The sequence below is a fragment of the Pseudomonas sp. P110(2024) genome, assembly GCF_057480795.1.
Genome location: NZ_JBLIYT010000002.1, coordinates 139,452 through 162,430 on the forward strand (window position 1 = coordinate 139,452; position 22,979 = coordinate 162,430).

Sequence of the window (22,979 nt, forward strand, 5' to 3'; positions counted from 1 at the left end):
TATGGATACCTTGAGCTACCTGGGCCAGGGCTTCGGCGTCGCCCTGAGCCCGTACAACCTGGTCACCGCCCTGACCGGCACCTTGATCGGCACCGTGGTTGGGCTGCTGCCGGGCCTGGGCCCGATCAACGGGGTGGCCCTGCTGATCCCCATCGCCTTCGCCCTCGGCCTGCCGCCAGAGTCGGCGCTGATCCTGCTGGCCGCGGTGTACCTGGGCTGCGAATACGGTGGGCGGATCAGCTCGATCCTGCTGAACATCCCCGGCGAAGCCTCCACCGTGATGACCACCCTCGACGGCTACCCCATGGCCCGCCAGGGCCTGGCCGGCGTGGCCCTGTCGCTGTCGGCCTGGAGTTCGTTCATCGGCGCCTTCATCGCCACCTGCGGCATGGTGCTGTTCGCCCCGCTGCTGGCGAAATGGGCGATCGCCTTCGGGCCGGCGGAGTACTTCGTGCTGATGGTGTTCGCCATCGTCGCCCTCGGCGGCATGGCCGGCGACAAGCCGCTGAAAACCTTTATCGCCGCGCTGATCGGCCTGTTCCTCTCGGCGGTGGGCATCGACGCCAACAGCGGCGTGTACCGTTTCACCGGCGACAGCGTGCACCTGGCCGATGGCATCCAGTTCGTGGTGCTGGTGCTGGGCCTGTTCTCCATCAGCGAGATCCTCCTGCTGCTGGAAAAGACCCACCACGGTCATGTGGCGGTCAAGGCCACCGGGCGCATGCTGTTCAACCTCAAGGAAGCGGCCTCGGTGTTCTTCGTCAACATCCGTTGCGGCCTGCTGGGCTTCTTCATGGGCGTGTTGCCGGGTGCCGGCGCGACCCTGGCCAGTGCCGTGGCCTACATGACCGAAAAACGCATCGCCGGCGACAAAGGCAAGTTCGGCAAGGGCGACGCCCGTGGCCTGGCCGCGCCTGAAACCGCCATCGGCGCCTCCTGCTGCGGCGCCCTGGTGCCGATGCTGACCCTCGGCGTGCCCGGCTCGGGTACCACCGCAGTGATGATCGGCGCGCTGACCCTGTACAACATCACCCCCGGCCCGCTGCTGTTCGAGCAACAGCCGGACATCGTCTGGGGGCTGATCGCCTCGCTGTTCATCGCCAACCTCATGCTGATCATCCTCAACGTGCCGATGATCCGTGTGTTCACCCGCATCCTCGCCGTGCCGAACTGGGCGCTGGTGCCGGTGATCGCGATCATCACCGCGATCGGCGTGTACGCGGTGCATGCCACCACCTTCGACCTGTTCCTGATGGTCGGTATCGGCATCATGGGCTACATCCTGCGCAAGCTGGACTTCCCGCTTTCGCCGATCCTGCTGGGCTTCATCCTCGGCGGGCTGATGGAACAGAACCTGCGCCGCGCGCTGTCGATCTCCAACGGTGAACTGGGCATCCTCTGGTCGAGCCCGATCAGCATGGGTGTGTGGGTGCTGGTGGTGTGCATGCTGAGCCTGCCGCTGCTGCGCAGCTGGCGCAAACGTGCCCTGCAACGCCGGGCCATGGCCGATGCCTGATCGCTCGGTGCCACTGTTCTGGGCCACCGGACTGGTCGGCCTTGCCGGCGGATTTCTCGCCAGCAAGGTCGGCTGGCCCTTGCCGTGGATGATCGGCTCGTTGCTGGCGATCATCCTGGTGCGCTGCCTTACCCCCTGGCAACTCAGTGAAATCCCCAATGGTCGCAAATGCGGGCAATGGATCATCGGCATCGGCATCGGCCTGCACTTCACCCCGGCGGTGATCGAACAGGTGGCCAGTCACTTCGCGCTGATCTTCTTCGGCGCGCTGTTCACCACCCTCTCCAGCGTGATCAGCGTGTGGCTGTTGCGGCGCACCGGTGAGGACCGCGCCACGGCGTTCTTCGCCAGCATGCCGGGCGGTTCGGGCGAGATGGTCAACCTCGGCGCGCGCAACGGCGCGGTGCTCAGCCAGGTGGCCGCGGCGCAGAGCCTGCGGGTGCTGGCGGTGGTGCTGTGCGTGCCGGCGCTGTTCAAGTTGCTGCTTGGCGATGGCGCGCCGCTGAACCATGCCGGCAGCGTGAGCTGGGGCTGGCTGGTATTGATCGCGCCGCTGGGGGTGCTGATGGCGCTGCTCTGGCAGCGTCTGCGCCAGCCCAACCCCTGGTTGTTCGGACCGTTGCTGGTGGCAGCCAGCGTGAGCCTGGCGGGCAACCTGCAGATCGGCCTGCCCAACGGCGCCAGCCAGATCGGCCAGTGGCTGATCGGCAGCGGCCTGGCCTGTCACTTCAACCGCGCATTCTTCCGCCGGGCGCCGTCGTTCCTTGGCCGGACATTGCTGGCCACGGCACTGTGCATGCTGATCGCCGCAGGCGCGGCCTGGGCGTTGAGCCTGCTGACGCACCTGGACCTGCGCTCGCTGACGCTGGGGATGATGCCCGGGGGCATCGCCGAGATGAGCCTGACGGCGGAGACCCTGCAACTGTCCGTGCCGCTGGTGACGGCGCTGCAGGTGATGAGGCTGTTGTTCGTGCTGTTCCTGGCCGAGCCGTTGTTCAGGCGCTGGGCCAGGACATGAAATCAAAGGGCCGCGAAACGGCCCTATGATTTCATGTCACAACGGCGGCAACGCCCAATCGATCGGCGCCATCCCGCGTTGCTCCAGGAAGCTGTTGGTACGGCTGAAATGCCCGCAACCAAAGAACCCACGGTAAGCCGACAGCGGCGAGGGATGCACCGACTTGAGCACCAGGTGCTTGCTGGCATCGATCAGCTTCTGCTTGCTCTGCGCATGGGAGCCCCACAGCAGGAACACCACGTTCGGGCACTGCTCGCTGACCACCTGGATGATCCGGTCGGTGAAGAACTCCCAACCTCTCTTCGCGTGGGACGCGGCATTGGCACGCTCCACGGTCATGGTGGTGTTGAGCAGCAGCACGCCCTGCTCGGCCCAGCTCTGCAGATAGCCATGCGCGGGGATCGGCAGGTTGAGATCGCGCTGCAGCTCTTTGTAGATATTGACCAGCGATGGCGGCGTGGGGATACCCGGCTGCACCGAGAAGCACAGGCCATGGGCCTGGCCGGGACCGTGGTATGGGTCCTGGCCGAGGATGACCACCTTGACCTGCTCCAGCGGTGTGGAATTCAGGGCGTTGAAGATCAGCGGCCCAGGCGGGTAGATCTCCTTGCCGGCGGCGTGCTCCGCACGCAGGAACTCGCGCAGCTGCTGCATGTAGGGCTGGTCGAACTCGGCGCGCAACGCGGCCTTCCAGCTGGGTTCGAGTTTGATGCGATCGTCGTCGGTCATGGGGGCATCCAAAAGCAAAGTGCCGCGACACTAGGAAAGCCGGGCCGGCTTGTCAATCGATCCGACCGACGACCGGCAGCTTCGCCGCGGCAGGCCATACTGAGGGGATGACCTGCGCGAGGTAGTCCATGTCCATTCAATGCGAGGTACTGACCGGCGCCGACGGCGCCCGTATCGGCATCGCCACCCTGGATGCGCCCAAGGCGCTCAACGCCCTGACGCTGCCCATGATCGAGGTGCTCGACGAACGGCTGCGCGCCTGGGCCAGCGACCCCGGGATCGTCTGCGTGCTGCTGCGCGGCAACGGGCCGAAGGCCTTCTGTGCCGGCGGCGATGTCCGCGCCCTGGTCGAGGCCTGCCGCGAACACCCCGGCAGCGTGCCGCCGCTGGTCGCTGCGTTTTTCGCCAGCGAGTACCGCCTCGACCACCGCCTGCATACCTACCCCAAACCCTTGTTGTGCTGGGGCCACGGCCATGTGCTGGGCGGCGGCATGGGTCTGCTGCAAGGCGCCGCGGTGCGTATCGTCACCCCCAGCAGCCGCCTGGCCATGCCGGAAATCAGCATCGGCCTGTACCCGGACGTCGGCGCCAGCTGGTTCCTCGCCCGACTGCCGGGCAAGCTCGGCCTGTTCCTGGGGCTCACCGGCGCCCCGCTCAATGCCCGTGACGCACTGGACCTGAACCTGGCCGATCGCTTCCTGGGCGAGCACCAGCAGGAGGCGCTGATCGAGGAACTGCTGCAATTGAACTGGCAGGAGCAGACCACCCTGCAGCTCAACAGCCTGCTCAAGGCCGAGCAGCACCGTGCCTGCGCCGAACTGCCGCAAGGCCAGTGGCTGGCGCGCCGCGCCGTGATCGACGAAGTGCTCGACGTGGCCGACCCGGTAGCGGCCTGGCGGGCCCTGGCCGGCTTGGCCACGCTCGCCGATCCCGTGCTGGCGGCGGCCGGCCAACGCCTGCACGAGGGCTGCCCGCTGACGGCGCACCTGGTGTGGGAGCAGATCCGTCGGGCGCGGCACCTTTCGCTGGCCCAGGTATTCCAGATGGAATACACCCTGAGCCTGAACTGCTGCCGTCACCCGGAGTTCAGCGAGGGGGTGCGCGCCCGTCTGTTGGACAAGGACAACACCCCGCACTGGCACTGGCCGGATGTGGCGCAGGTGCCGGCGGCGGTGGTGGAGGCGCATTTCAGCAAGGTCTGGGAGGGGCGGCATCCGTTGGCGGAACTGGGATGACGTCAGTGCCCTGTCACCGCGACCAGCCCCGCTCGCCACCCCGGCCCCCATCGGGTCGACGGTCACGGTTGCCCTGCCCGTTGGAGTGCCAGCGATCGCCCCGACGGTCGTCATTGCGGTAGTCGTGGCGGTCGCGATCCCGACCGTAGTCGTAGCGCTGGCGGTTGCCGTAGTCATAACGCGGATTCCCGTGCCAGCGCGGTTGCATGCCGGGCGCCGGATAAGGGCGGTACTGTGGCACCGGCGCCGGCCCGTAGTAACGCGGCGCAGGCTGGTAGTAGTAGCGGGTCTGCGGTACCACGTAATAGCGGTCCTGGCGGTAATAGCCTGGGTAAACGTAGCGATCGCTGGTGTAGTAGTCGCTGCGGTAGTAGCCACCGCTCTCGTAGTAAGGGGCGCAGGCGGAGGTCAACAGTCCGAGCAGGACGACGAGCAGGATTCGTGGGTACATGGCGGCCTCCTGGACCGCAGGGATGCCCGGCACAGCGACGCTGGCGGGCGTCGACGACAAGCTGTTGGTCGACACAGGATAAGACCGTGGCAACAGGGTTCAGTGCCATTTGCGCAACAAATTGAAACAGGTCCTATAACCCTGAAAAACATGCAGTCATTTTTCGATCATCTCACTAGAATGTGGCCACCGGCACACTTCACGGGAAGATCATGCCTTCGCCTTCCGCCCTGTTCTCGCAACGCTCGCTGATCGTCGCCCTGCTGCTGCTGCTGGCCGGCGGCTTCCTGGCCACCTCGCTGCTCGGCTACTACGCCTCGCGCGGGGCGATCCGCGACGGCATCGTCAACACCGAGCTGCCGCTGACCTCCGACACCGTCTACTCCGAGATCCAGAAAGACCTGATCCGCCCGGTGCTGATCGCCTCGATGATGGCCCAGGACACCTTCCTGCGCGACTGGGTGCTGGCCGGCGAGCAGGACACCGGGCGCATCACCCGCTACCTGGGCGCCGTGATGGGCAGTCAGGCCACCTGCACCAGCTTCTTCGTCTCCGACCGCAGCCTCACCTACTACCAGGCCAAGGGCGTACTCAAGCAGGTGCGGGCCGACGCCTGGCGCGACGCCTGGTACTTCCGCCTGCGCCAGTCGGGCAAGCCCTATGAGATCAATGTCGATGTGGACATGGCCAACCAGGACAAACCCACCGTATTCATCAACCACCGCGTGCTCGATTATCAGCAGCGCTTCATCGGTGCCGCCGGCGTGGGCTTGAGCGTGGAGTCGGTGGTCCGACTGATCGACGAATACCAGCGACGCTACCAGCGCTCGGTGCTGTTCACCGACGCCGGTGGAAAGGTTTTGCTGACCGGCTCCGACGGTGGCCCCCATGGCCTGCGCGCCGGCCAGCAACTGGCCGACAGCAGCCAGTGGCAGGACCTGCTGGCACGCATGCCGACACCGGCCAGCGGCAGTCACGAGTACACCGACAACGACGGCCACAGCCACTTTCTCAATGTGCGCCTGCTGCCGGAACTGGACTGGTACCTGCTGGTGGACAAGCGCGAAAGCGGCGCCCTGGACCGCATCCGCCAGTCGCTGTACCTGAACTTGGCTATTTGCGCCATGATTACCCTGGTGGTCCTGTCACTGCTCAATGCCATGATCAAGCGGCACCAGGACAACGCCGAGGCACTGGCCACCCTCGACAGCCTCACCGGCCTGCCCAATCGCCGCAGCTTCGACCTGCTGGCCGGCCAGGCGCTCATCGAAGCACAGCGTGACAGCGCGCCGCTGGTCGCCCTGCTGATCGACCTCGACCACTTCAAGACCCTCAACGACACCCATGGCCACCTGGCCGGCGACGAAGTGCTGCGCCAGTTCGCCAATGTGCTGCAGGGCAGCCTGCGCCAGTCCGATATACTGTGCCGCTGGGGCGGCGAGGAGTTCATCGTGCTGCTGCGCGAAGCCGAAGGCCGCCAGGCCATCGAGGTGGCGGAAAAGATCCGCCAGCGCACCGAGCAACTGACCTTCAGCCACGCCGAACAGCCTCTGCGCCTGACCGTGAGCATCGGCCTGTCCGCCCTGCGGCGCGACGACAGCCTGCACAGCCTGCTGACCCGCGCCGACCATGCGCTCTATCGTGCCAAACAAGGTGGACGCAACCGCGTCTGCAGCGAAATGCCCGGACCCGACCATGCCTGAACTTCAACGCTGCCCCGCCTGTGGCGCCCTCAACCAGTGCGGCCTGGCCGACCCGCGCAACGCCGCGCAAGGCTGCTGGTGCTTCGACGTGGCCATCGACCCGACGCTGATCGAGGCCCTGCCGGCCGAGCTGCGCGACAAGGCCTGCCTGTGCCCGCGCTGCGCGCAGGTGGACGCGCAGCTCAAGGCAGCGCCAGCGCGCCCGATCCGCTAGACTGCGCGCCGATTTCCCGCAAGCGACCCGCCCCATGCGCCTCGACCGATTCCTCGGCAACCTGCCCTGCTACAACCGCCAGCAAGTACGCCTGCTGCTGGCCCAGCGGCGCGTGCGCGTGGATGGCCTGCCGACCGGCGACCCGCTGCTGGAGGTGCGCGAATTCAATCGCGTCGAGGTCGACGAGCAACTGCACCAGCCCGGGCGTCCAGCGCGCTACCTGATGCTGCACAAGCCCGCCGGGTGCGTCAGCGCCACCCAGGATCCGCAGCACCGCACCGTGCTCGACCTGCTGCCGGCAGCGCTGCGCGATGACCTGCACATCGCCGGACGTCTGGACTACAACACCACCGGGCTGCTGATCCTGACCAACGATGGTCAGTGGTCGCGGCGCCTGACCCAGCCACGGACCAAGCAGCCCAAGACCTATCTGGTGCACACCGAGGACGAAATCGGTGCACATTACATCGATCGGTTCCGCGAAGGGTTCTACTTCGCCTTCGAAGACCTCACCACCCTGCCCGCGCAGCTGGACATCCTCGGCCCGCGCAGCGCGCGCCTGGTCATCGTCGAGGGCCGCTATCACCAGGTGAAGCGGATGTTCGGACACTTCCAGAACAAGGTCGTGGGCCTGCATCGGGAAAGCATGGGGTCGATCACACTGGACCCGATATTGCATCCGGGAGAATTCAGGGCGCTGACCGCCGAGGAAATCGCCTCGGTCTGAACGAACTCGCCATTCGGCAGTTTCCCACGAAAGATTGCCTCAACGGCACTTGCGCGATCCCGGCCTCCCTGCTTGACTGCTAACTCGTCGGTCTGCATGTGACTCATTGGTCACAACCGCAGTCCAAGACGCCCTTTACCGGCCACCCGGGGTCTCGATGCCCTGGGGCACGGTAATCGCCCGCACAACAATACCGTCGTCTACAAGCGTCAAGGATCGACACAAGGGCCTACCGGTTTCAGTTCCAGGCGAATGCCTACCTGTCATAAAGCACGTGCACCCTAATGGCCTGTCCGGTCGATTCGGCGCCCAACCCGCCTGCCGATCGCACACGCCACCAGGTGACGCGAATACCCTTTTTGCGCCAGGAGTCGATGACATGAGGCCAGAAATCGCTGTACTTGATATCCAAGGGCAGTACCGGGTTTACACGGAGTTCCATCGCGCGGAAGGCGCCGAAAAGACGATCATCCTGATCAATGGCTCATTGGCCACCACGGCGTCCTTTGCACAGACAGTGCGCAACCTGCACCCACAGTTCAACGTGGTGCTGTACGACCAGCCCTACGCCGGCAAGTCCAAACCCCACAACCGCCATGAACGGTTGCTGACCAAGGAAGCCGAGGCACACATCCTGCTCGAGCTGATTGAACACTTCCGTGCCGACCACGTGATGTCGTTCTCCTGGGGCGGCGCCTGCACCCTGCTGGCGCTGGCGCACCAGCCGCGGCTGGTGAAGAAGGCCATCGTCAGCTCGTTCTCACCGGTGATCAACGAACCGATGCGCGACTACCTGGAGCGCGGTTGCCAGTACCTGGCCGCCTGCGACCGCTACCAGGTGGGCAACCTGGTCAACGACACCATCGGCAAGCACCTGCCGTCGCTGTTCAAGCGCTTCAACTACCGGCACGTCAGCAGCCTGGACAGCCACGAGTATGCGCAGATGCACTTCCACATCAACCAGGTGCTCGACCACGACCTGGAGCGGGCACTGAAGGCCGCGCGCAACATCGACATCCCGGTGCTGTTCATCAACGGTGACCGCGACGAGTACACCACCGTCGAGGATGCCCGCCAGTTCAGCCGGCATGTGGGGCGTAGCCACTTCAGCGTGATCCGCAGGGCCGGCCACTTCCTGGACATGGAACACAAAAGCGCCTGCGAGGATACCCGCGATGCCATGCTCGGTTTCCTCAAGCCGGCGCTGCGCGAACCCCGCCACCGCTACACACAGGAAACGGGGCAGCATGCACTGGCCATCTGAGCGCATCGGCGTCCTGTAGCCCTCGACAGCCGCAGGCTACGGGCCGCCGACAGGCTTTTTTACAGCCTTGGGCTTCTCATTCAGGGAGGGTTCTGGTAAAAAGTCGTGCTTCGAAGCGGGTATAGTTTATTGGTAAAACTATAGCTTCCCAAGCTATTGAGGAGGGTTCGATTCCCTCTACCCGCTCCAACTCGCATTCCCCGCACGACGTTCCAATAGCGTCGTCGCTGTCAAAAGGAGCCTCGGCTCCTTTTTTCGTTTCCAGTGTTCCTTTGTTGATCTGGCCCATGGCCATGGCCGCGCCGATTGGCTTGAATGCCCAGTGATTCGCGGTGCATAACCGCTACGCTTTGTGAAACATTTCCAAAGGACTGCGCATGTTTCTCTCCCGCTGGCTACCGGGCCTGGCCAACCTGTTGCACTACCGCCGCGAGTGGTTCCACGCAGACCTGCAAGCCGGCCTGTCGGTGGCCGCGATCCAGATCCCCATCGCCATCGCCTATGCGCAGATCGTCGGCCTGCCACCGCAGTACGGCTTGTACGCCTGCGTGCTGCCGATGATGGTCTATGCCCTGGTCGGCAGCTCACGCCAGTTGATGGTCGGCCCGGACGCCGCCACCTGCGCCATGATCGGCGGGGCCGTGGCGCCGCTGGCCATGGGTGATGCGCACCGCATCGCCGAGCTGTCGGTAATCGTCACCGTGCTGGTGGGCGTGATGCTGATCGCCGCCGGGGTGGCGCGGGCCGGTTTCATCGCCAGCTTCTTCTCGCGGCCGATCCTCATCGGCTACCTCAATGGCATCGGCCTGAGCCTGCTTGCCGGGCAGTTGTCGAAAGTGGTGGGCTTCAGGATCGAAGGCGATGGGTTCATCCTCAGCCTGATCAACTTCCTCCAGCGCCTGGGCGAGATCCACTGGTTGACCCTGGCCATCGGCCTGGCCGGGCTGGGCCTGCTGATCTGGCTGCCGCGACGCTACCCGCGGCTGCCGGCGGCACTGGTGACGGTGGTGGTGTTCACCGCCCTGGCCGGGTTGTTCGGTCTTGACCGTTATGGGGTGGCGATCCTCGGCCCGGTACCGGCGGGCATCCCGGAGCTGGCCTGGCCGCAGAGCACCCTGGCGGAAACCAAGAGCCTGCTGCGCGATGCCCTGGGTATCGCCACCATCAGTTTCTGCAGCGCAATGCTCACCGCCCGCAGCTTCGCCGCCCGCCACGGCTACGCGATCAACGCCAACCACGAGTTCCTCGCCCTGGGCGTGAGCAACCTGGCCGCCGGCATCTCCCAGGGCTTCGCCATCAGCGGCGCCGACTCGCGCACCGCGGTCAACGACATGGTCGGCGGCAAGAGCCAGCTGGTGGGCATCATCGCCGCCCTGGTGATCGCCTTGATCCTGCTGTTCTTCACCGCGCCCATGGCCTGGATTCCCCAGGCCGCGCTGGGCGCGGTGCTGCTGATGGCCGGCTGGGGGCTGATCGACGTGAAGTCGCTAAAGACCATCCGCAAGCTCAGCCGCTTCGAGTTCTGGCTGTGCCTGCTGACCACGGTCGGCGTGCTCGGCCTGGGCGTGTTGCCGGGCATCGTGTTCGCCGTGACCCTGGCCATCCTGCGCCTGCTCTACAGCATCTACCAGCCCACCGACGCCGTGCTTGGCTGGGTGCCGGGCATCGAAGGCCAGGTGGACGTGCGCCAGCACAAGGACGCCCGTACCGTGCCGGGCCTGGTGGTGTACCGCTTCGACGACGCGATCCTGTTCTTCAACGCCGACTACTTCAAGATGCGCCTGCTCGAGGCCGTGCAAGGCGTGGAGAAACCCCAGGTGGTGCTGTTCGACGCAGAAGCCGTGACCAACATCGACGTCAGTGGCGTGGCAGCCTTGCGCGAAGTCCGCGACACCCTCGCCGCCCAGGGTATTCATTTCGCCATCGCCCGTGCCCGTGGCACCTTCCTGCGCATGCTGGTGCGTTCCGGGATGGCCCGGGAGATGGAGGAAAAATTGCTGTTCGGCTCGGTACGGGCGGGGATTCGGGCGTATCGGGTATGGCGCAACAGGGCTCGCCGGGAGGGTACCGCGGAGTGAGGGAGGGGACTACCACCCACGACGTCCCTTGAACGGGACGTGGGCTCGGTATCACGGCACAGCCTGTGTCCCCTGCCGATCATGTTGCCGTTCAGTAACCCAGCTTGCGCAGTAACTGGCCTTCGTTCTGTGGCATCGGTCGTTTATAGAAACGCATCAGCTCACCGGCGCGGTTGGTGAAGATGCCATCGACGCCGGCTTTCATCGCCTTGTCGAAGTCCACCGCCTCGTCGAGGGTGTAGACGTGCACCAGCAGGCCCTTGGCATGGCTGGCCTGGTTCATCCAGGGCTGGATCAAATCGGAGTAACTCTGCTCGCCCAGGTGGGTGCGGATCGCCGAAGGGCCGGTGCCGATGGCGCCGCCGGCCTTGGCGTAGTCGAGCCAGCGCTCGAACTCGGCGCGGTCCTTGGGCTGCTGGCGGGCGTAGAAGGCCGACTTGTCCTGCTCGCCGGACTCGGCGAAGTCCTGCCCGGAGGCCGGTTCGATGCTGCCCTTGGCCACCCAAAGCAAGAGGATCTTCGGTACCTGCGGCATGGCTTCGTGCAGCAGCTTGAGGCTGTTGCGGTCGAAGGTCTGCAACACCACCCGGCCCGGCTTGTCGAGCCAGCCACGGGCTTCGAGGCGCTGCTTCAGATCTTGCTCGATGCCGGGGAACTGGGCCGGTTCCTTGGTCTCGATGTACAGGCCGGGGTGACGCTCGGGATTGCCTTCGGCGATGTCGATCACCTCGTCCAGGGTCAGGATGCGCTGGCCCTTGAACGCATCCCGGGCACGCTCGGGGTAGGCCTTGTTGAACCAGCTGCCGGCATCCAGCGCCTTGAGCTCGGCCAGGGTGAAGGCGCTGACCGGGCTGGCCTTGCGCTCCGGGTAACGTTCGGCGACGTCGCTGGTGCGCGCCAGCACATCGTCGTGGACCACCACCAGCACGCCATCGCGGGTGCGCTGCAGGTCCATTTCCAGGTAGTCGGCGCCCAGTTCACGGGCCAGCAGGTAGGCAGGGGTGGTGGACTCGGGCGCGTCGAACGAGGCGCCGCGGTGGGCGATCACGGCCGGGTGAGGGATGTCCTGGGCATTGGCAAGGTCCTTGCCATCAGTGGCATGGGCGGCAGTGCTCGCCAGCAGAGTGGCCAGGAGAAGGGTCTTGTACATGGGTAGTCCTTTGCAGATCGGGGCCGGCCTCTGGAAGCGCCGGCAAGGTCAACGGTGCAGTCCTTGAAGGCGCAAGCCTCGCACACTCTGCATGACATGCTAAAGTCCCTGGCGTTTCCGCCCCACCCAACGGACCACCCATGCCCGCACTCGACGCCCACCTGCCCTCCTGGGCCGACCTCAACCAGCGCCACCCCTGCACCGCCCTGCTGCTGGGCAACGGCGCCAGTCGCGCGCTGTGGAAGCCGTTCGGCTACTTCTCGTTGTTCGAGCAAGCCCAGCAGGTACGGCACAAGGCGCTGGGGGTGAGCGACCAGGCGCTGTTCAAGGCTTTGGGTAGCGAGCTGTTCGAGCCGGTGCTCAGCACCCTGAACACCACGGTACGGGCCAATGCCGCGCTGGCGATCAACTCCACCGCGCCGCTGAACCGCTACTACTCGATCAAGGAGGCGCTGATCCACGCGGTGCGTGCCGTGCACCTGCCCTGGCCGCTGTTCCCCGCCGCGACGCGCACGGCCATCAACCAGGCGCTGCGCCAGTACCGTACCGTCTACACCAGCAACTACGACCTGATCCTGCCCTGGGCCGTGGCCCAGGATGCGCAAGGTTTTGCCAGCCTGTTCGACGAACAGGGTTTCTTCGATGTGCGCCGCAGCGAGGTAGAAGGCATCCGCGTGCTGCACCTGCATGGCGGCATGCACCTGCTTAAACTACCCGACGGCAGCACCCGCCAGCGCGGCGCGGAACAGGCCGAGCTGCTCGAAGGCTTCGCCGTCAACATCCCTGGCGAAGTGCCGCTGTTCGTCAACGAGAGCCGCAGTGACGACAAGCTACGCGCCATCCGCCACTCGGACTACCTGTCCTGGAGCCTGGGCCAGCTGGCCCGCGAACAGGGTGGCCTGTGCCTGTTCGGCCAACACCTGGATGCCAGCGACCAGCACCTGCTCGAGGCCGTCCGTCAGGCACGGCCATGGCACTTGTCAATCGCCATCCGACCATTGAGCGAGGCGTCGATCATCAACCAGAAGCAACACTTTATCGACCGTTTCGCCGACCTTGACCAGGTTTCACTGCATTTCTTCGATTCAACCAGTCATCCCTTGGGGTTGGCTGAGCTGGCGATTGCCGTACCCGCCAGCCACGCTCGTCGGCATTGAATCGGCCACTTTGCAAGTGTAAATAATTCTCGATAAGATCCGCACCCTTTCCTCCACGCCAGCCCGGAAAGCGTGCATGCAGCGCCCCAAGCCCGACCCTGTCGCCCACGGTTTCTATGCCGACATCCTGCATTTCCTGCGCAAGCGCATGAACAATGCCAGCGATGCCGCAGACATGACCCAGGATGTGTTCGCCCAGTGGCTGGGCTATCGGGACCGGGCCAAGGTGGAACAGCCGCGCGCGTTCCTGTTCCAGGTGGCGCGCAACCTGCTGAGCGACCATTGGCGACGGCAAAAAGTCCGCCACGCGGTTTTGGCCGACGACACCCTGCCCGAGGCCCATGACACGTCCGCCAATGACCCGCTGGATCACGCCCAGCAGCAGCAACGACTGAATCAATTGCGCCAGGTGCTCGCCGAACTCTCGCCGCGACGCCGCGAAGCCCTTATGCTCCACCGTTTCGAAGGCCTGACCCAGGCCCAGATCGCCGAACGCATGAACATTTCCGTCAGCATGGTCGAGAAGCACATCGCCGCCGCCCTGCTGCAATGCAAGCAACGCCTGGACAGTGACAACGGCACGGAGCAGTTCCCATGACCCCCACCGACGAGCTCGACCCGCGCCCGATCGACGCCCAGGCGGCGAGCTGGTTCAGCCGCAACCGCAACCAGCCGTCGCGCCAGGAGCGCAAGGCCTTCGCCCTGTGGATGCAGACGCCCGAGCACACCCGTGCCTATCGTCAGTTCGAACAGTTGTGGGATGACCTGGCCGCGCTCAAACAGGCCAACCGCCCCGTGCCCTTGCCGGTGCGCCGCACGCCACGCTGGCGCCCGGCCCTGGCAGCCGCGGCGGCCCTGCTCTGTGCGGTGCTGGCGGGCAATCTGGGGGCGGGCAGCACCGCCTTCAGCCAGTACATCGCCGCCGGCCAGGCCCTGCAGCCCCTGCAACTGCCCGACGGCAGCCAGCTCTTCGTCAACGCCCAGACTCGCCTGCGCCTGGACTTCAGCGCCGAGCGCCGACTGATCCATCTCGACCACGGCCAGCTGTACATCGAGGTGGCACCCGACAAGGAGCGCCCCCTGTTCGTCGACGCCGGCAGCGGCCAGGTGCGCGTGGTCGGTACCGGCTTCGACCTGCGCCGTGGCGAGCGCGAACTGGTGGTGGCGGTCGCCCACGGTCAGGTGGCGTTCGATACGCCGGGTGAGCGACAACCACCCGTGCTGCTCGGTGCCCGACAGGGCGTCACCTACGACCTGGCGCGCGGCAGCCTGACCCGCCACGAACTCGGTGAGCAGCAGGTCGCCGACTGGCGCGAAGGCCATGTGAGCTTCCGCAACCGCGAACTGGCCAGCCTGGTCGACGAGCTCGGCCTGTATCGCCAGCAGCCGGTGGTGCTGGCCGATCCGGCGCTCGGCCGCTACAAGGTGTCCGGCAACCTCGACGTGCGCGATCCGGACGCCCTGCTCAATGCCCTGCCTGCGCTGTTGCCGGTCAAGACAACCTTGCTCGCCGATGGGCGCCTGCGCATCGAGCGGCGCTAAAAAATAATTTGAGAATTTTTATCATTCGCAGGTGAGGTTTTATCGCAACGCCGCGTCTTCCTCCCCGCCTGCTGTTTGATGGCGGGCTTTTTCCGGCCTTTTGCCGTTTGGGGGAATCCATGTTGTCCGCGTTGCGTCCATTGCACTGCCTGCCTGCCCGACCCACCCTGCTGGCCCTGTGCCTGGCCATGAGCCTGGCCGCTGAAGCCGCGCCGGTACCCTTCGACCTGCCTGCACAACCGCTGGCCCGTTCGTTGAGTCAGCTGGCCCAGCAGGCCAAGGTCCAGTTGCTGTTCGACGAGGCCCTGCTCGGCAGCGCACAGGCACCGGCACTCAAGGGAGATTTCGAGGCCGAGGCGGCCATCGGGCGCCTGCTGGTGGGCAGCCGCTTCAGTGTCGTGCGCATGGGCAACACCTACGTGGTACGCCTGCGCGAGGACGCCCCGAGTGCCGACAACAGCATCCAGCTCGGCGCCTTGAGCATCGTCGGCGACGGCAAGCAGGTGGAGCCCGGCAACGTCGGACGCTCGACCCTCGACCAGGAACAGATCGACCGCTACCAACCGAACAACATCCCCAGCGTACTGGCCACCTTGCCCGGCGTGAACATGGGCGGCTCGGCCAAACCCGGCGGCCAGACCATCAACATCTGGGGCCTGGGCGACGCCGAGGACGTGCCGATGACCCTTGATGGCGCGCCCAAGAGCGGCTTCGAGCGTTACCAGCAAGGCACGATCTTCATCGAGCCGGAACTGATCAAGCACATCGAGGTGGACAAGGGCCCCCATTCGGTGAAGACCGGCAACGGCGGCTTCGGCGGCAGCGTCAACATGCAGACCAAGGACGCCGGCGACCTGCTGCAGGAAGGTCGCGACAGTGGCGCCATGCTCAAATATGGCTACGCCAGCAACGACCATCAGCAGATCTACAGCTCGGCGCTGTTCGGCCGCAGCGATGACAGGCGCTTCGACGGCCTGGTCTATTACACCAAACGCGACGGCGGCAACCTGAAAATGGCCGACAACCTGCCGGACCCGAACAACCAGTGGCCGGTCAACCCCAAGCGCGTGCCCTACAGCGCCTTGGACCTGGACGGCATGCTGCTCAAGGGCAACGTCCACTTCACCGACGAGCACAGCCTGGGCCTTTCCTACTCGCGCTCCGAAACCGACCGCTGGACCACCTTCGCCGCCACCGCCTACCCGGCGCCACCCTCGGCCGCGGACATCAAGAAGTATGGCTACGAAGGCTCTCTCAAACGCTTCCTGGCCTATCGCACCACCATCGACACCACCTGGTCGGCCACCTACAAGTACCAGCCCATCGAGAATCCGTGGGTCGATTTGCAGGTGAAATACTCCGAGTCCGACACCAAGCAGACCGACGAGCGTGAAGCCACGGCGTTCTTCCAGCCGGCCACCGGTGGTCGCAAGATGGACACCGAGTACAAGGACCGCATGCTCGATGTGAAGAACACCAGCACCTTCCTTACTGGACCGCTGGAGCATGCGCTTACCGCTGGCGTACAGCTTCGTCGCCACGATCGCGACACGCAGATGTGGATGCCCGGCAAGACCTATGAAGTGCCCAAGTACAACTATGGCCACTACCAGCCCTACTTCATGCCCAGCGGCCAGGTCCACAGCCAGGGCTACTACCTGCAGGACGCCGTCACCCTGGGCAGCGTGACCATCACTCCGTCATTGCGCTATGACCACGTCACCAACGAGGGCAAGCCCAACCAGGCGCCCTACTACAACAACCCGGCCGCCGGCCACGACTACAGCGACAAGACCTACAGCGGCTGGTCGCCACGCCTGTCGCTGTTCTGGAAGGCCACCGAACAGACCGTGCTGTTTGCCGACTACAGCAAGACCTGGCGCGCCCCCGTGCTGGATGAGCAGTACGAGGTGCAAGGCGTGGGAAGCCGCACGTCCACCAGCCGCGACCTTGACCCGGAACGCATTACCGGCGTGCGCGTGGGGAGCATCAGTGATTTCTCCAACGTGTTTGTTCAGGGCGACAGCGCCCAGGTACGCACGACCTTGTTCCGCAACAAGATCACCGACGAGATCTTCAAGGCCACTGGCGTCGGCTGCCAGGAGCAACTGGTCACTGGCGGCAGCATCGCCAACACCTGCGGCGGTGGCCTGATGGGCAACTACCGCAACATCGGCGACGTGGAGTACAAGGGCTTCGAGATCGAGACGTTCTACGATTCCACCTACCTGTTCGGCGCGGTATCGTACGCCTGGATGGAAGGTCGCCATGAGGGCGCCTATACCAACCCTTGGGGCCCCGACGTATGGGCCAAGGATGTGCCGGCGCCGAAATGGATCACCACCCTGGGGGTCAAGATTCCGTCCTGGGACGCCCGTGTCGGCTGGACCGCACAGTTCGTCGGCGCCACCCGCCACCTGCCCAGTGACAAATACTTCGAGGGCCCGGCCAGCGCCCTCGGTGACCGCTACTACGACAACTTCGGCAACGAGAAGTACGAAATTCACGGCCTGTTCGCCAACTGGAAACCCCAACAGCCGTACCTCAAGGGCACCGAGGTCAACCTGACCGTGGACAACCTGTTCAACAAGGCAATCCGACCGGAATTGTCAGGCGAGAACGCCTATACCCAAGGGCGCAATGCCAAGATCAGCGTGACCCGGTTCTTCTGAATCTGTCCAACGGCGATGATGCAAAGGACTGCATCACCTGCCACTCGCCACCCGTTCCTGGGCCCTGGCGACATTCACCTGCATCGCCACGACAGCCAGTTCGTGAAGCGCCTGGCCCACGGCGTGGGTACCACGTTCCTGCATCCAGGCCAGGATGTCGGCCAGGTGCCAGAGCGAAAGGCTGCCGTCATGCACCGGGGCCGGGAAAGTGCGGTGATGCGTGAGCATGAGCTTGCGCATGTTCTGTCGGGACACCCCCACCAGCGTCGCCACATCGGTCAGGCCGACCAGGTCAGGACTGGCTTCGATCAGGCGGGCCTCCGGCAAGACCTGCCGGACATTCTCCAGGGCGCTGTGCACCGCTTCCCGCGCAGTTTTGCCCTCGCGGGAGAAAGCCAGGGCCAGGCGTCCGGGCTGACCGCTACCGACCACCGCGTCATCGCAACCGGCCTCTCCCAGAAGCTCGATCAGTGCATCGACGTCCACACCGTCGTGCAATTGGTACTTGAGGGTGAATTCGTACTCCATCACTTTCGCTCCACTGGCTGTTTGACGATTCCGCGCATCGATGTGCAGTTGTCCACGACCCGGCGCAACTGGCGAGCGAAGGTGCCCGGATTTCTGGGTGTGCTCCACACGCTGGTGATGCAGAACTCGCCACAGCGGCATTCGCGGTCGTTGTTGGGGCAATAGATCCGCCCCCAGCAGTGGCCGTCCCGCACCGTGACTTTCCAGCCCTGCGCCTCAGCGTGTGCCAAGGACTGCTCGACTTCCTTGTTTGGATGGAGGGGACGGGCCATCGATTGAGCTCCAGTATGGGCATGGGAAGAAGGTTGTCAAGTGACAACCCAGTAACGCCGACGGGCGTCACCACAAGCCAGACTAGGTGCCAGGAAGGCTGCAACAGACTCAGAAAAGCTCTTTCGGAAACGGCCTAACCGAAACGGGGAAGGTGCTGTAGGTCCAGGCGAGGTCGATCACCCAGCGATCAGGCCATCCGCCTGCAGCAGGGTTTCCAGGCAATGCTCGCGTACCCCATAGAACGCCTTGAGCTCGGCGATCTTCTCCAGCAGCGCCGCATTGTCCTGGGGCTGTCGGCGCTTGACCGCAAGAATCATCTTGTTCTTGTTGGTGTGCTCGAGCGAGATGAATTCGAACACCTTGGTCTCGTAGCCACAGGCCTCAAGATAGAGTGCCCGCAGGCTGTCAGTGAGCATTTCAGCCTGCTGCCCCAGGTGCAGCCCGTATTGCAGCATCGGTTGCAACAGGCCGGGGCTGCGCAGTTGCGGACGAACCTGCTTGTGGCAACACGGCGAGCACATGATGATCGCGGCCTTGCAGCGAATGCCGGTATGGATGGCGTAGTCGGTGGCAATGTCGCAGGCATGCAGGGCGATCATCACGTCGATGGCTTCAGGCACCACGCTGCGCACATCACCGCATTCGAACACCAGGCCCGGATGCTCCAGGCGAGCGGCGGCGGCGTTGCACAGCTCGACCATGTCCGCGCGCAATTCGACACCGGTGACCTGCGCCTCACGCCCTAGGGTATTGCGCAGGTAATCGTGCATGGCGAAGGTCAAGTAGCCCTTGCCCGAGCCGAAGTCGGCGACCTTGAGCGTCTGTTGCGCACTCACCGGCGCGCTGCTCAAGGCATGGTCGAAGACTTCGATGAACTTGTTGATCTGCTTCCACTTGCGCGACATCGAGGGGATCAGCGCACCTTGACCGTCGGTCACCCCCAGGTCGCGCAGGAACGGTCGCGACAGTTCCAGGTAGCGCTTCTTTTCGCGGTCGTGCCCGCCAGCCCCGGTCTCGCGTGGCGTCGGCTGGGCCAGGTGGCGGCGCAGCATCGGCTTGCCCTTCTTGCTGAATTCCAGTTGCACCTCGCCGGCGGCGGTGAACAGGTGCGCGTTGCGAAAGCTTTCCGGCAGCAGCTCGGTCACCAGCGCCAGCGCCGGGTCCAGCCCCAGGTTGCGGGTGATGTCGCGGGTCTGATGACGGTAGACCAGCGACAGGCAGGCCTGCCCCTTGATCTGCACCGGTTTGGCGATGATCCGCTGCAGGGTCTGGTCGGCGCCGACATGGCGGGCCAGCACCAGCTTGCTCAGGCTGCCATCGGCCAGGGCGTCGGCGAGCAGGTTCAGGAACTGGGCACGCGCGTCCGGCGCGGTGGGGGCTGAAGAAGGGGACGACATGGGAACGGGTGCCTCGGAATGCGGGGGGCGCAATGCGCAATGCCCGGCATTCTACGTCGATGGTGATCCTCACGAAACCAGCACCCGGCGTAATGCACCGGCTTCACCGGTGTTTGCGGGGCAAGCCCGCTGCGACTCGCCTCCGGTCTGATCAGACTCAGTCGAGAATCACCAGGCGGTTGGGCAGCTCGTTGCGCGCATGGGTGGGCGGCACGTGTTCGCTGAGCAGCTCGCCGCAGGCCTCGATGCATTCGACGAAACCCTGCAGGGTATGACCCAGGCGCACCTGCTCGGTGAAGCGGGCAACAATCGCCTCGCGTGCCTGCTCCGGCAGGTGTCGGGCAATGCCTTCGTCAACCAGGATCTCGACATGACGCTCGGCTTCGCTGACGAAGATCAACACCCCGGTGGCACCGGCGGTACGCTGCAGATTGAGTTCAAGAAACTGCTGGCGGGCCAGGCCCGAGGCACGTCGGCGCCGCAGCACCGACGGCACCACCCAGGCCGCCAGGCGCGGATGGCGCAGCAGCAGGCACAGGCTGATGAAGGTCAGCATCTGCGCCAGCAGCAGGCCATTGACGCCGATACCGCCCAGCCACAGGTGCAATGCGCCGGGGATCAGCAAGGCCAGCAGGGCGGCCCAGAGTAACGGCAGGTAGGGAAAGTCGTCGGCGCGGCGGGCCAGCACGGTCACCAGCTCCGCATCGGTACGCCGCTCGGCGCGGGCGATCGCCTCGGCGATCTGGCGCTGTTCGTATTCGGTCATGCCATCGTCTCTCGAGCGTTCTTATCGTTGTTATCCCGGCAATCGGGTGGGCGAGAGTGTATCTCAACAAGCGCTTCATATAAGGCATAATCCGCGACTGCGCTGGATCATGGATGAATGATCCACAGAACCGCCAGCGGACGCGACAGCTACAAGCGTACGAAACGTCTCGACCAGCCGCTTATCACTCGACAACGGAATTGATGATGAAACTGTCTTTGCTGGGCCTGGCCATGGGCCTTGCCAGTCAGGCGGCCCTTGCCGCCCCCACCGCCGCGCCCCTGCAAGACAAGCAGGCGTTCATCGACCACCTGGTCGGCCAGATGACCGAGGCCGAGAAAATCGGCCAGTTGCGCCTGATCAGCATCGGCCCCGAGATGCCCCGCGACAAGATCCGCGAGGAAATCGCCGCCGGACGCATCGGTGGCACCTTCAACTCGCGCACCGCCCCCGAGAACCGGCCGATGCAGGACGCGGCCATGCGCAGCCGCCTGAAGATCCCGATGTTCTTCGCCTACGACACCATCCACGGCGAGCGCACCATTTTCCCGATCGGCCTGGGCCTTGCCTCGTCCTGGGACATGGATGCCATCGCCAAGGTCGGCCGCACCTCGGCCATCGAGGCCGCCGCCGATTCCCTGGACATGACCTTCGCGCCGATGGTCGATATCGCCCGCGACCCGCGCTGGGGCCGCACCAGCGAGGGCTTCGGCGAGGACACCTACCTGACCTCGAGGATCGGTCAGGTGATGGTCAAGTCGTTCCAGGGCTCGAGCCCGGCCAACGCCGACAGCATCATGGCTATCGTCAAGCACTTCGCCCTCTACGGCGCGGTCGAGGGCGGGCGCGACTACAACACGGTCGATATGAGCCTGCCGAAGATGTACAACGACTACTTGCCGCCCTACCGCGCAGCGCTCGACGCCGGTGCCGGCGGGGTAATGGTCGCGCTGAACTCAATCAACGGCGTGCCGGCCACCTCCAACACCTGGCTGATGAACGACCTGCTGCGCAAGGAGTGGGGCTTCAAGGGTGTGACCATCAGCGACCACGGCGCCATCCAGGAACTGATCCGCCATGGCGTGGCCCGCGACGGCCGCGAAGCGGCCAAGCTTGCGATCAAGGCCGGCATCGACATGAGCATGAACGACACGCTCTACGGCGAAGAGCTGCCGGGGCTGCTGAAGTCCGGCGAAGTCAGCCAGGCCGAGCTGGACCAGGCAGTGCGCGAAGTGCTGGGCGCCAAGTACGACATGGGGCTGTTCAAGGACCCCTATGTACGCATTCCCAAGGCCGATACCGACCTGAAGGACTATTACGCCGAAGACCGCCTGCACCGTGACGCCGCTCGCGACGTGGCACGCCGTGGCCTGGTGCTGCTGGAAAACCGCGAGCAGACCCTGCCGCTGAAGAAGTCCGGCACCATCGCCCTGGTCGGCCCCCTGGCCGACGCGCCGATCGACATGATGGGCAGCTGGGCCGCTGACGGTAAACCGCAGCATTCGGTCACCGTGCGCGAGGGGCTGCGCCGCGCAGTCGAAGGCAAGGCCAAACTGGTCTACGCCAAGGGTTCGAACGTGACCGGCGACAAGGCCATGTTCGACTACCTGAACTTCCTCAACTTCGACGCGCCGGAAATCGTCGATGACCCACGTCCCGCCGCCGTGCTGATCGACGAAGCGGTCAAGGCGGCCAAGCAGGCGGATGTGGTGGTGGCCGTGGTCGGCGAGTCCCGTGGCATGTCCCACGAATCGTCGAGCCGTACCACCCTGGAAATCCCAGCGGTACAACGTGACCTGATCAAGGCGCTGAAGGCCACCGGCAAGCCCCTGGTGCTGGTGCTGATGAACGGCCGCCCGCTGTCGATCGCCTGGGAGCGCGAACAGGCCGATGCCATCCTCGAGACTTGGTTCAGCGGTACCGAGGGCGGCAACGCCATCGCCGACGTGCTGTTCGGCGACTACAACCCGTCCGGTCGCCTGGCCATCACCTTCCCGCGCTCGGTCGGGCAGATCCCGATGTACTACAACCACATGCGCATCGGCCGCCCGTTCACCCCGGGCAAGCCGGGCAACTACACCTCGCAGTACTTCGAGGAGCCGAACGGCCCGCTGTACCCGTTCGGCTACGGCCTGAGCTACACCCGTTTCGAGCTGTCGGGGCTGGCGCTGTCGCAGAAGGCACTCAAGCGTGGCGACACCCTGCAGGCCAAGGTGACGGTGAAGAACACCGGCAAGCGTGACGGCGAGACCGTGGTGCAGCTGTATATCCAGGACCAGAGCGCGTCGATGAGCCGCCCGGTCAAGGAATTGAAGAACTTCCAGAAACTGATGCTCAAGGCAGGCGAAGCGCGAACCTTGACCTTCGACATCAGTGAGCAGGACCTGAAGTTCTACAATGGCCAACTGCAGCACGTCGCCGAGGCTGGCCAGTTCAATGTCCAGATCGGCCTCGACTCGCAGGCGGTACAGCAACAGAGCTTCGAGCTGCGTTAAGCAGGATCGGCCCCTTCGCGAGGCAAGCCGGCTTCCACAGGACCCTCTGCAATCCTGTGGGAGC

20 protein-coding genes and 1 tRNA gene are annotated in these 22,979 nt (G+C 64.9%); 14 read left to right on the top strand and 7 right to left on the bottom strand.

The features are described 5' to 3' along the window. Position 1: 1 nt before the first annotated feature. Positions 2-1,516 carry a tripartite tricarboxylate transporter permease gene (locus AC25ND_RS03590; RefSeq protein WP_062364151.1) on the top strand — a complete coding sequence of 505 codons (1,515 nt, stop codon included), beginning with the start codon at positions 2-4 and terminating at the stop codon, positions 1,514-1,516. Next, positions 1,509-2,534 carry an AbrB family transcriptional regulator gene (locus AC25ND_RS03595; RefSeq protein WP_028690168.1) on the top strand — a complete coding sequence of 342 codons (1,026 nt, stop codon included), beginning with the start codon at positions 1,509-1,511 and terminating at the stop codon, positions 2,532-2,534. The genes AC25ND_RS03590 and AC25ND_RS03595 overlap by 8 nt, the downstream gene beginning before the upstream one ends. Before the next feature lie 36 nt (positions 2,535-2,570). On the opposite strand, the gene ung is transcribed toward AC25ND_RS03595, so the two are convergent. After that, on the bottom strand, positions 2,571-3,263 hold the full coding sequence (gene ung / locus AC25ND_RS03600) for a uracil-DNA glycosylase (protein WP_028690169.1): 693 nt from the start codon (positions 3,261-3,263) through the stop codon (positions 2,571-2,573). Positions 3,264-3,391: 128 nt separating this feature from the next. Between ung and AC25ND_RS03605 the strand changes: the two genes are divergently transcribed. After that, entirely contained in the window at positions 3,392-4,498 is a 1,107-nt protein-coding gene (locus AC25ND_RS03605; protein ID WP_486976111.1) for an enoyl-CoA hydratase/isomerase family protein, read from the top strand. A gap of 13 nt (positions 4,499-4,511) precedes the next feature. On the opposite strand, the gene AC25ND_RS03610 is transcribed toward AC25ND_RS03605, so the two are convergent. Further along, positions 4,512-4,949: a hypothetical protein gene (locus AC25ND_RS03610; RefSeq protein ID WP_028690171.1), complete on the bottom strand. Its 438-nt coding sequence runs from the start codon at positions 4,947-4,949 to the stop codon at positions 4,512-4,514. Positions 4,950-5,161: 212 nt separating this feature from the next. Between AC25ND_RS03610 and AC25ND_RS03615 the strand changes: the two genes are divergently transcribed. From AC25ND_RS03615 to AC25ND_RS03640, 6 genes are all read left to right on the top strand, one after another. After that, the gene (locus tag AC25ND_RS03615) at positions 5,162-6,652 is read left to right on the top strand and encodes a sensor domain-containing diguanylate cyclase (protein WP_186594339.1); all 1,491 of its coding nucleotides are present in this window, start codon (positions 5,162-5,164) and stop codon (positions 6,650-6,652) included. Beyond that, a complete protein-coding gene (locus tag AC25ND_RS03620; RefSeq protein ID WP_186594331.1) occupies positions 6,645-6,866 on the top strand; it encodes a cysteine-rich CWC family protein in 222 nt (73 codons plus the stop codon). The genes AC25ND_RS03615 and AC25ND_RS03620 overlap by 8 nt, the downstream gene beginning before the upstream one ends. Positions 6,867-6,900: 34 nt before the next feature. Beyond that, complete coding sequence (locus AC25ND_RS03625; RefSeq protein ID WP_062364144.1) at positions 6,901-7,593, top strand: 16S rRNA pseudouridine(516) synthase; 693 nt, start codon at positions 6,901-6,903, stop codon at positions 7,591-7,593. A gap of 379 nt (positions 7,594-7,972) precedes the next feature. Beyond that, positions 7,973-8,857, top strand: coding sequence for an alpha/beta fold hydrolase (locus AC25ND_RS03630; RefSeq protein ID WP_186594329.1), 885 nt, complete (start codon positions 7,973-7,975; stop codon positions 8,855-8,857). Between the two features lie 115 nt (positions 8,858-8,972). Next, positions 8,973-9,046 (top strand) — tRNA-Gly (locus AC25ND_RS03635). Between the two features lie 188 nt (positions 9,047-9,234). Then, complete coding sequence (locus AC25ND_RS03640; RefSeq protein ID WP_028690176.1) at positions 9,235-10,935, top strand: SulP family inorganic anion transporter; 1,701 nt, start codon at positions 9,235-9,237, stop codon at positions 10,933-10,935. A 91-nt stretch (positions 10,936-11,026) separates the two neighbouring features. On the opposite strand, the gene AC25ND_RS03645 is transcribed toward AC25ND_RS03640, so the two are convergent. Then, on the bottom strand, positions 11,027-12,085 hold the full coding sequence (locus AC25ND_RS03645) for a glycerophosphodiester phosphodiesterase family protein (protein ID WP_182322124.1): 1,059 nt from the start codon (positions 12,083-12,085) through the stop codon (positions 11,027-11,029). Between the two features lie 140 nt (positions 12,086-12,225). On the opposite strand from AC25ND_RS03645, the gene AC25ND_RS03650 reads away from it, so the two are divergent. From AC25ND_RS03650 to AC25ND_RS03665, 4 genes are all read left to right on the top strand, one after another. Then, positions 12,226-13,242, top strand: coding sequence for a DUF4917 family protein (locus tag AC25ND_RS03650; RefSeq protein WP_186594325.1), 1,017 nt, complete (start codon positions 12,226-12,228; stop codon positions 13,240-13,242). A gap of 76 nt (positions 13,243-13,318) precedes the next feature. After that, positions 13,319-13,840 carry an RNA polymerase sigma factor gene (locus tag AC25ND_RS03655; protein WP_062364139.1) on the top strand — a complete coding sequence of 174 codons (522 nt, stop codon included), beginning with the start codon at positions 13,319-13,321 and terminating at the stop codon, positions 13,838-13,840. Further along, positions 13,837-14,784: a FecR family protein gene (locus AC25ND_RS03660; protein ID WP_062364137.1), complete on the top strand. Its 948-nt coding sequence runs from the start codon at positions 13,837-13,839 to the stop codon at positions 14,782-14,784. Before AC25ND_RS03655 ends, AC25ND_RS03660 begins: the two co-directional genes overlap by 4 nt. Before the next feature lie 119 nt (positions 14,785-14,903). Next, positions 14,904-17,456: a TonB-dependent receptor gene (locus tag AC25ND_RS03665; protein ID WP_028690181.1), complete on the top strand. Its 2,553-nt coding sequence runs from the start codon at positions 14,904-14,906 to the stop codon at positions 17,454-17,456. Positions 17,457-17,489: 33 nt separating this feature from the next. On the opposite strand, the gene AC25ND_RS03670 is transcribed toward AC25ND_RS03665, so the two are convergent. The 4 genes from AC25ND_RS03670 to AC25ND_RS03685 all read right to left on the bottom strand — a co-directional run bounded on the left by AC25ND_RS03670 (position 17,490) and on the right by AC25ND_RS03685 (position 20,420). Then, a complete protein-coding gene (locus AC25ND_RS03670) occupies positions 17,490-17,984 on the bottom strand; it encodes a helix-turn-helix transcriptional regulator (RefSeq protein ID WP_028690182.1) in 495 nt (164 codons plus the stop codon). After that, positions 17,984-18,256, bottom strand: coding sequence for a hypothetical protein (locus AC25ND_RS03675; RefSeq protein ID WP_088852651.1), 273 nt, complete (start codon positions 18,254-18,256; stop codon positions 17,984-17,986). Before AC25ND_RS03675 ends, AC25ND_RS03670 begins: the two co-directional genes overlap by 1 nt. Before the next feature lie 177 nt (positions 18,257-18,433). Beyond that, a complete protein-coding gene (locus AC25ND_RS03680; protein ID WP_088852650.1) occupies positions 18,434-19,654 on the bottom strand; it encodes a class I SAM-dependent methyltransferase in 1,221 nt (406 codons plus the stop codon). Between the two features lie 157 nt (positions 19,655-19,811). Continuing rightward, a complete protein-coding gene (locus AC25ND_RS03685; RefSeq protein ID WP_028690185.1) occupies positions 19,812-20,420 on the bottom strand; it encodes a TPM domain-containing protein in 609 nt (202 codons plus the stop codon). A gap of 203 nt (positions 20,421-20,623) precedes the next feature. Here AC25ND_RS03685 and bglX point away from each other — a divergent pair, with 203 nt between their 5' ends. After that, positions 20,624-22,915: a beta-glucosidase BglX gene (bglX, locus tag AC25ND_RS03690; protein WP_028690186.1), complete on the top strand. Its 2,292-nt coding sequence runs from the start codon at positions 20,624-20,626 to the stop codon at positions 22,913-22,915. The last annotated feature ends 64 nt before the right edge of the window (positions 22,916-22,979 follow it).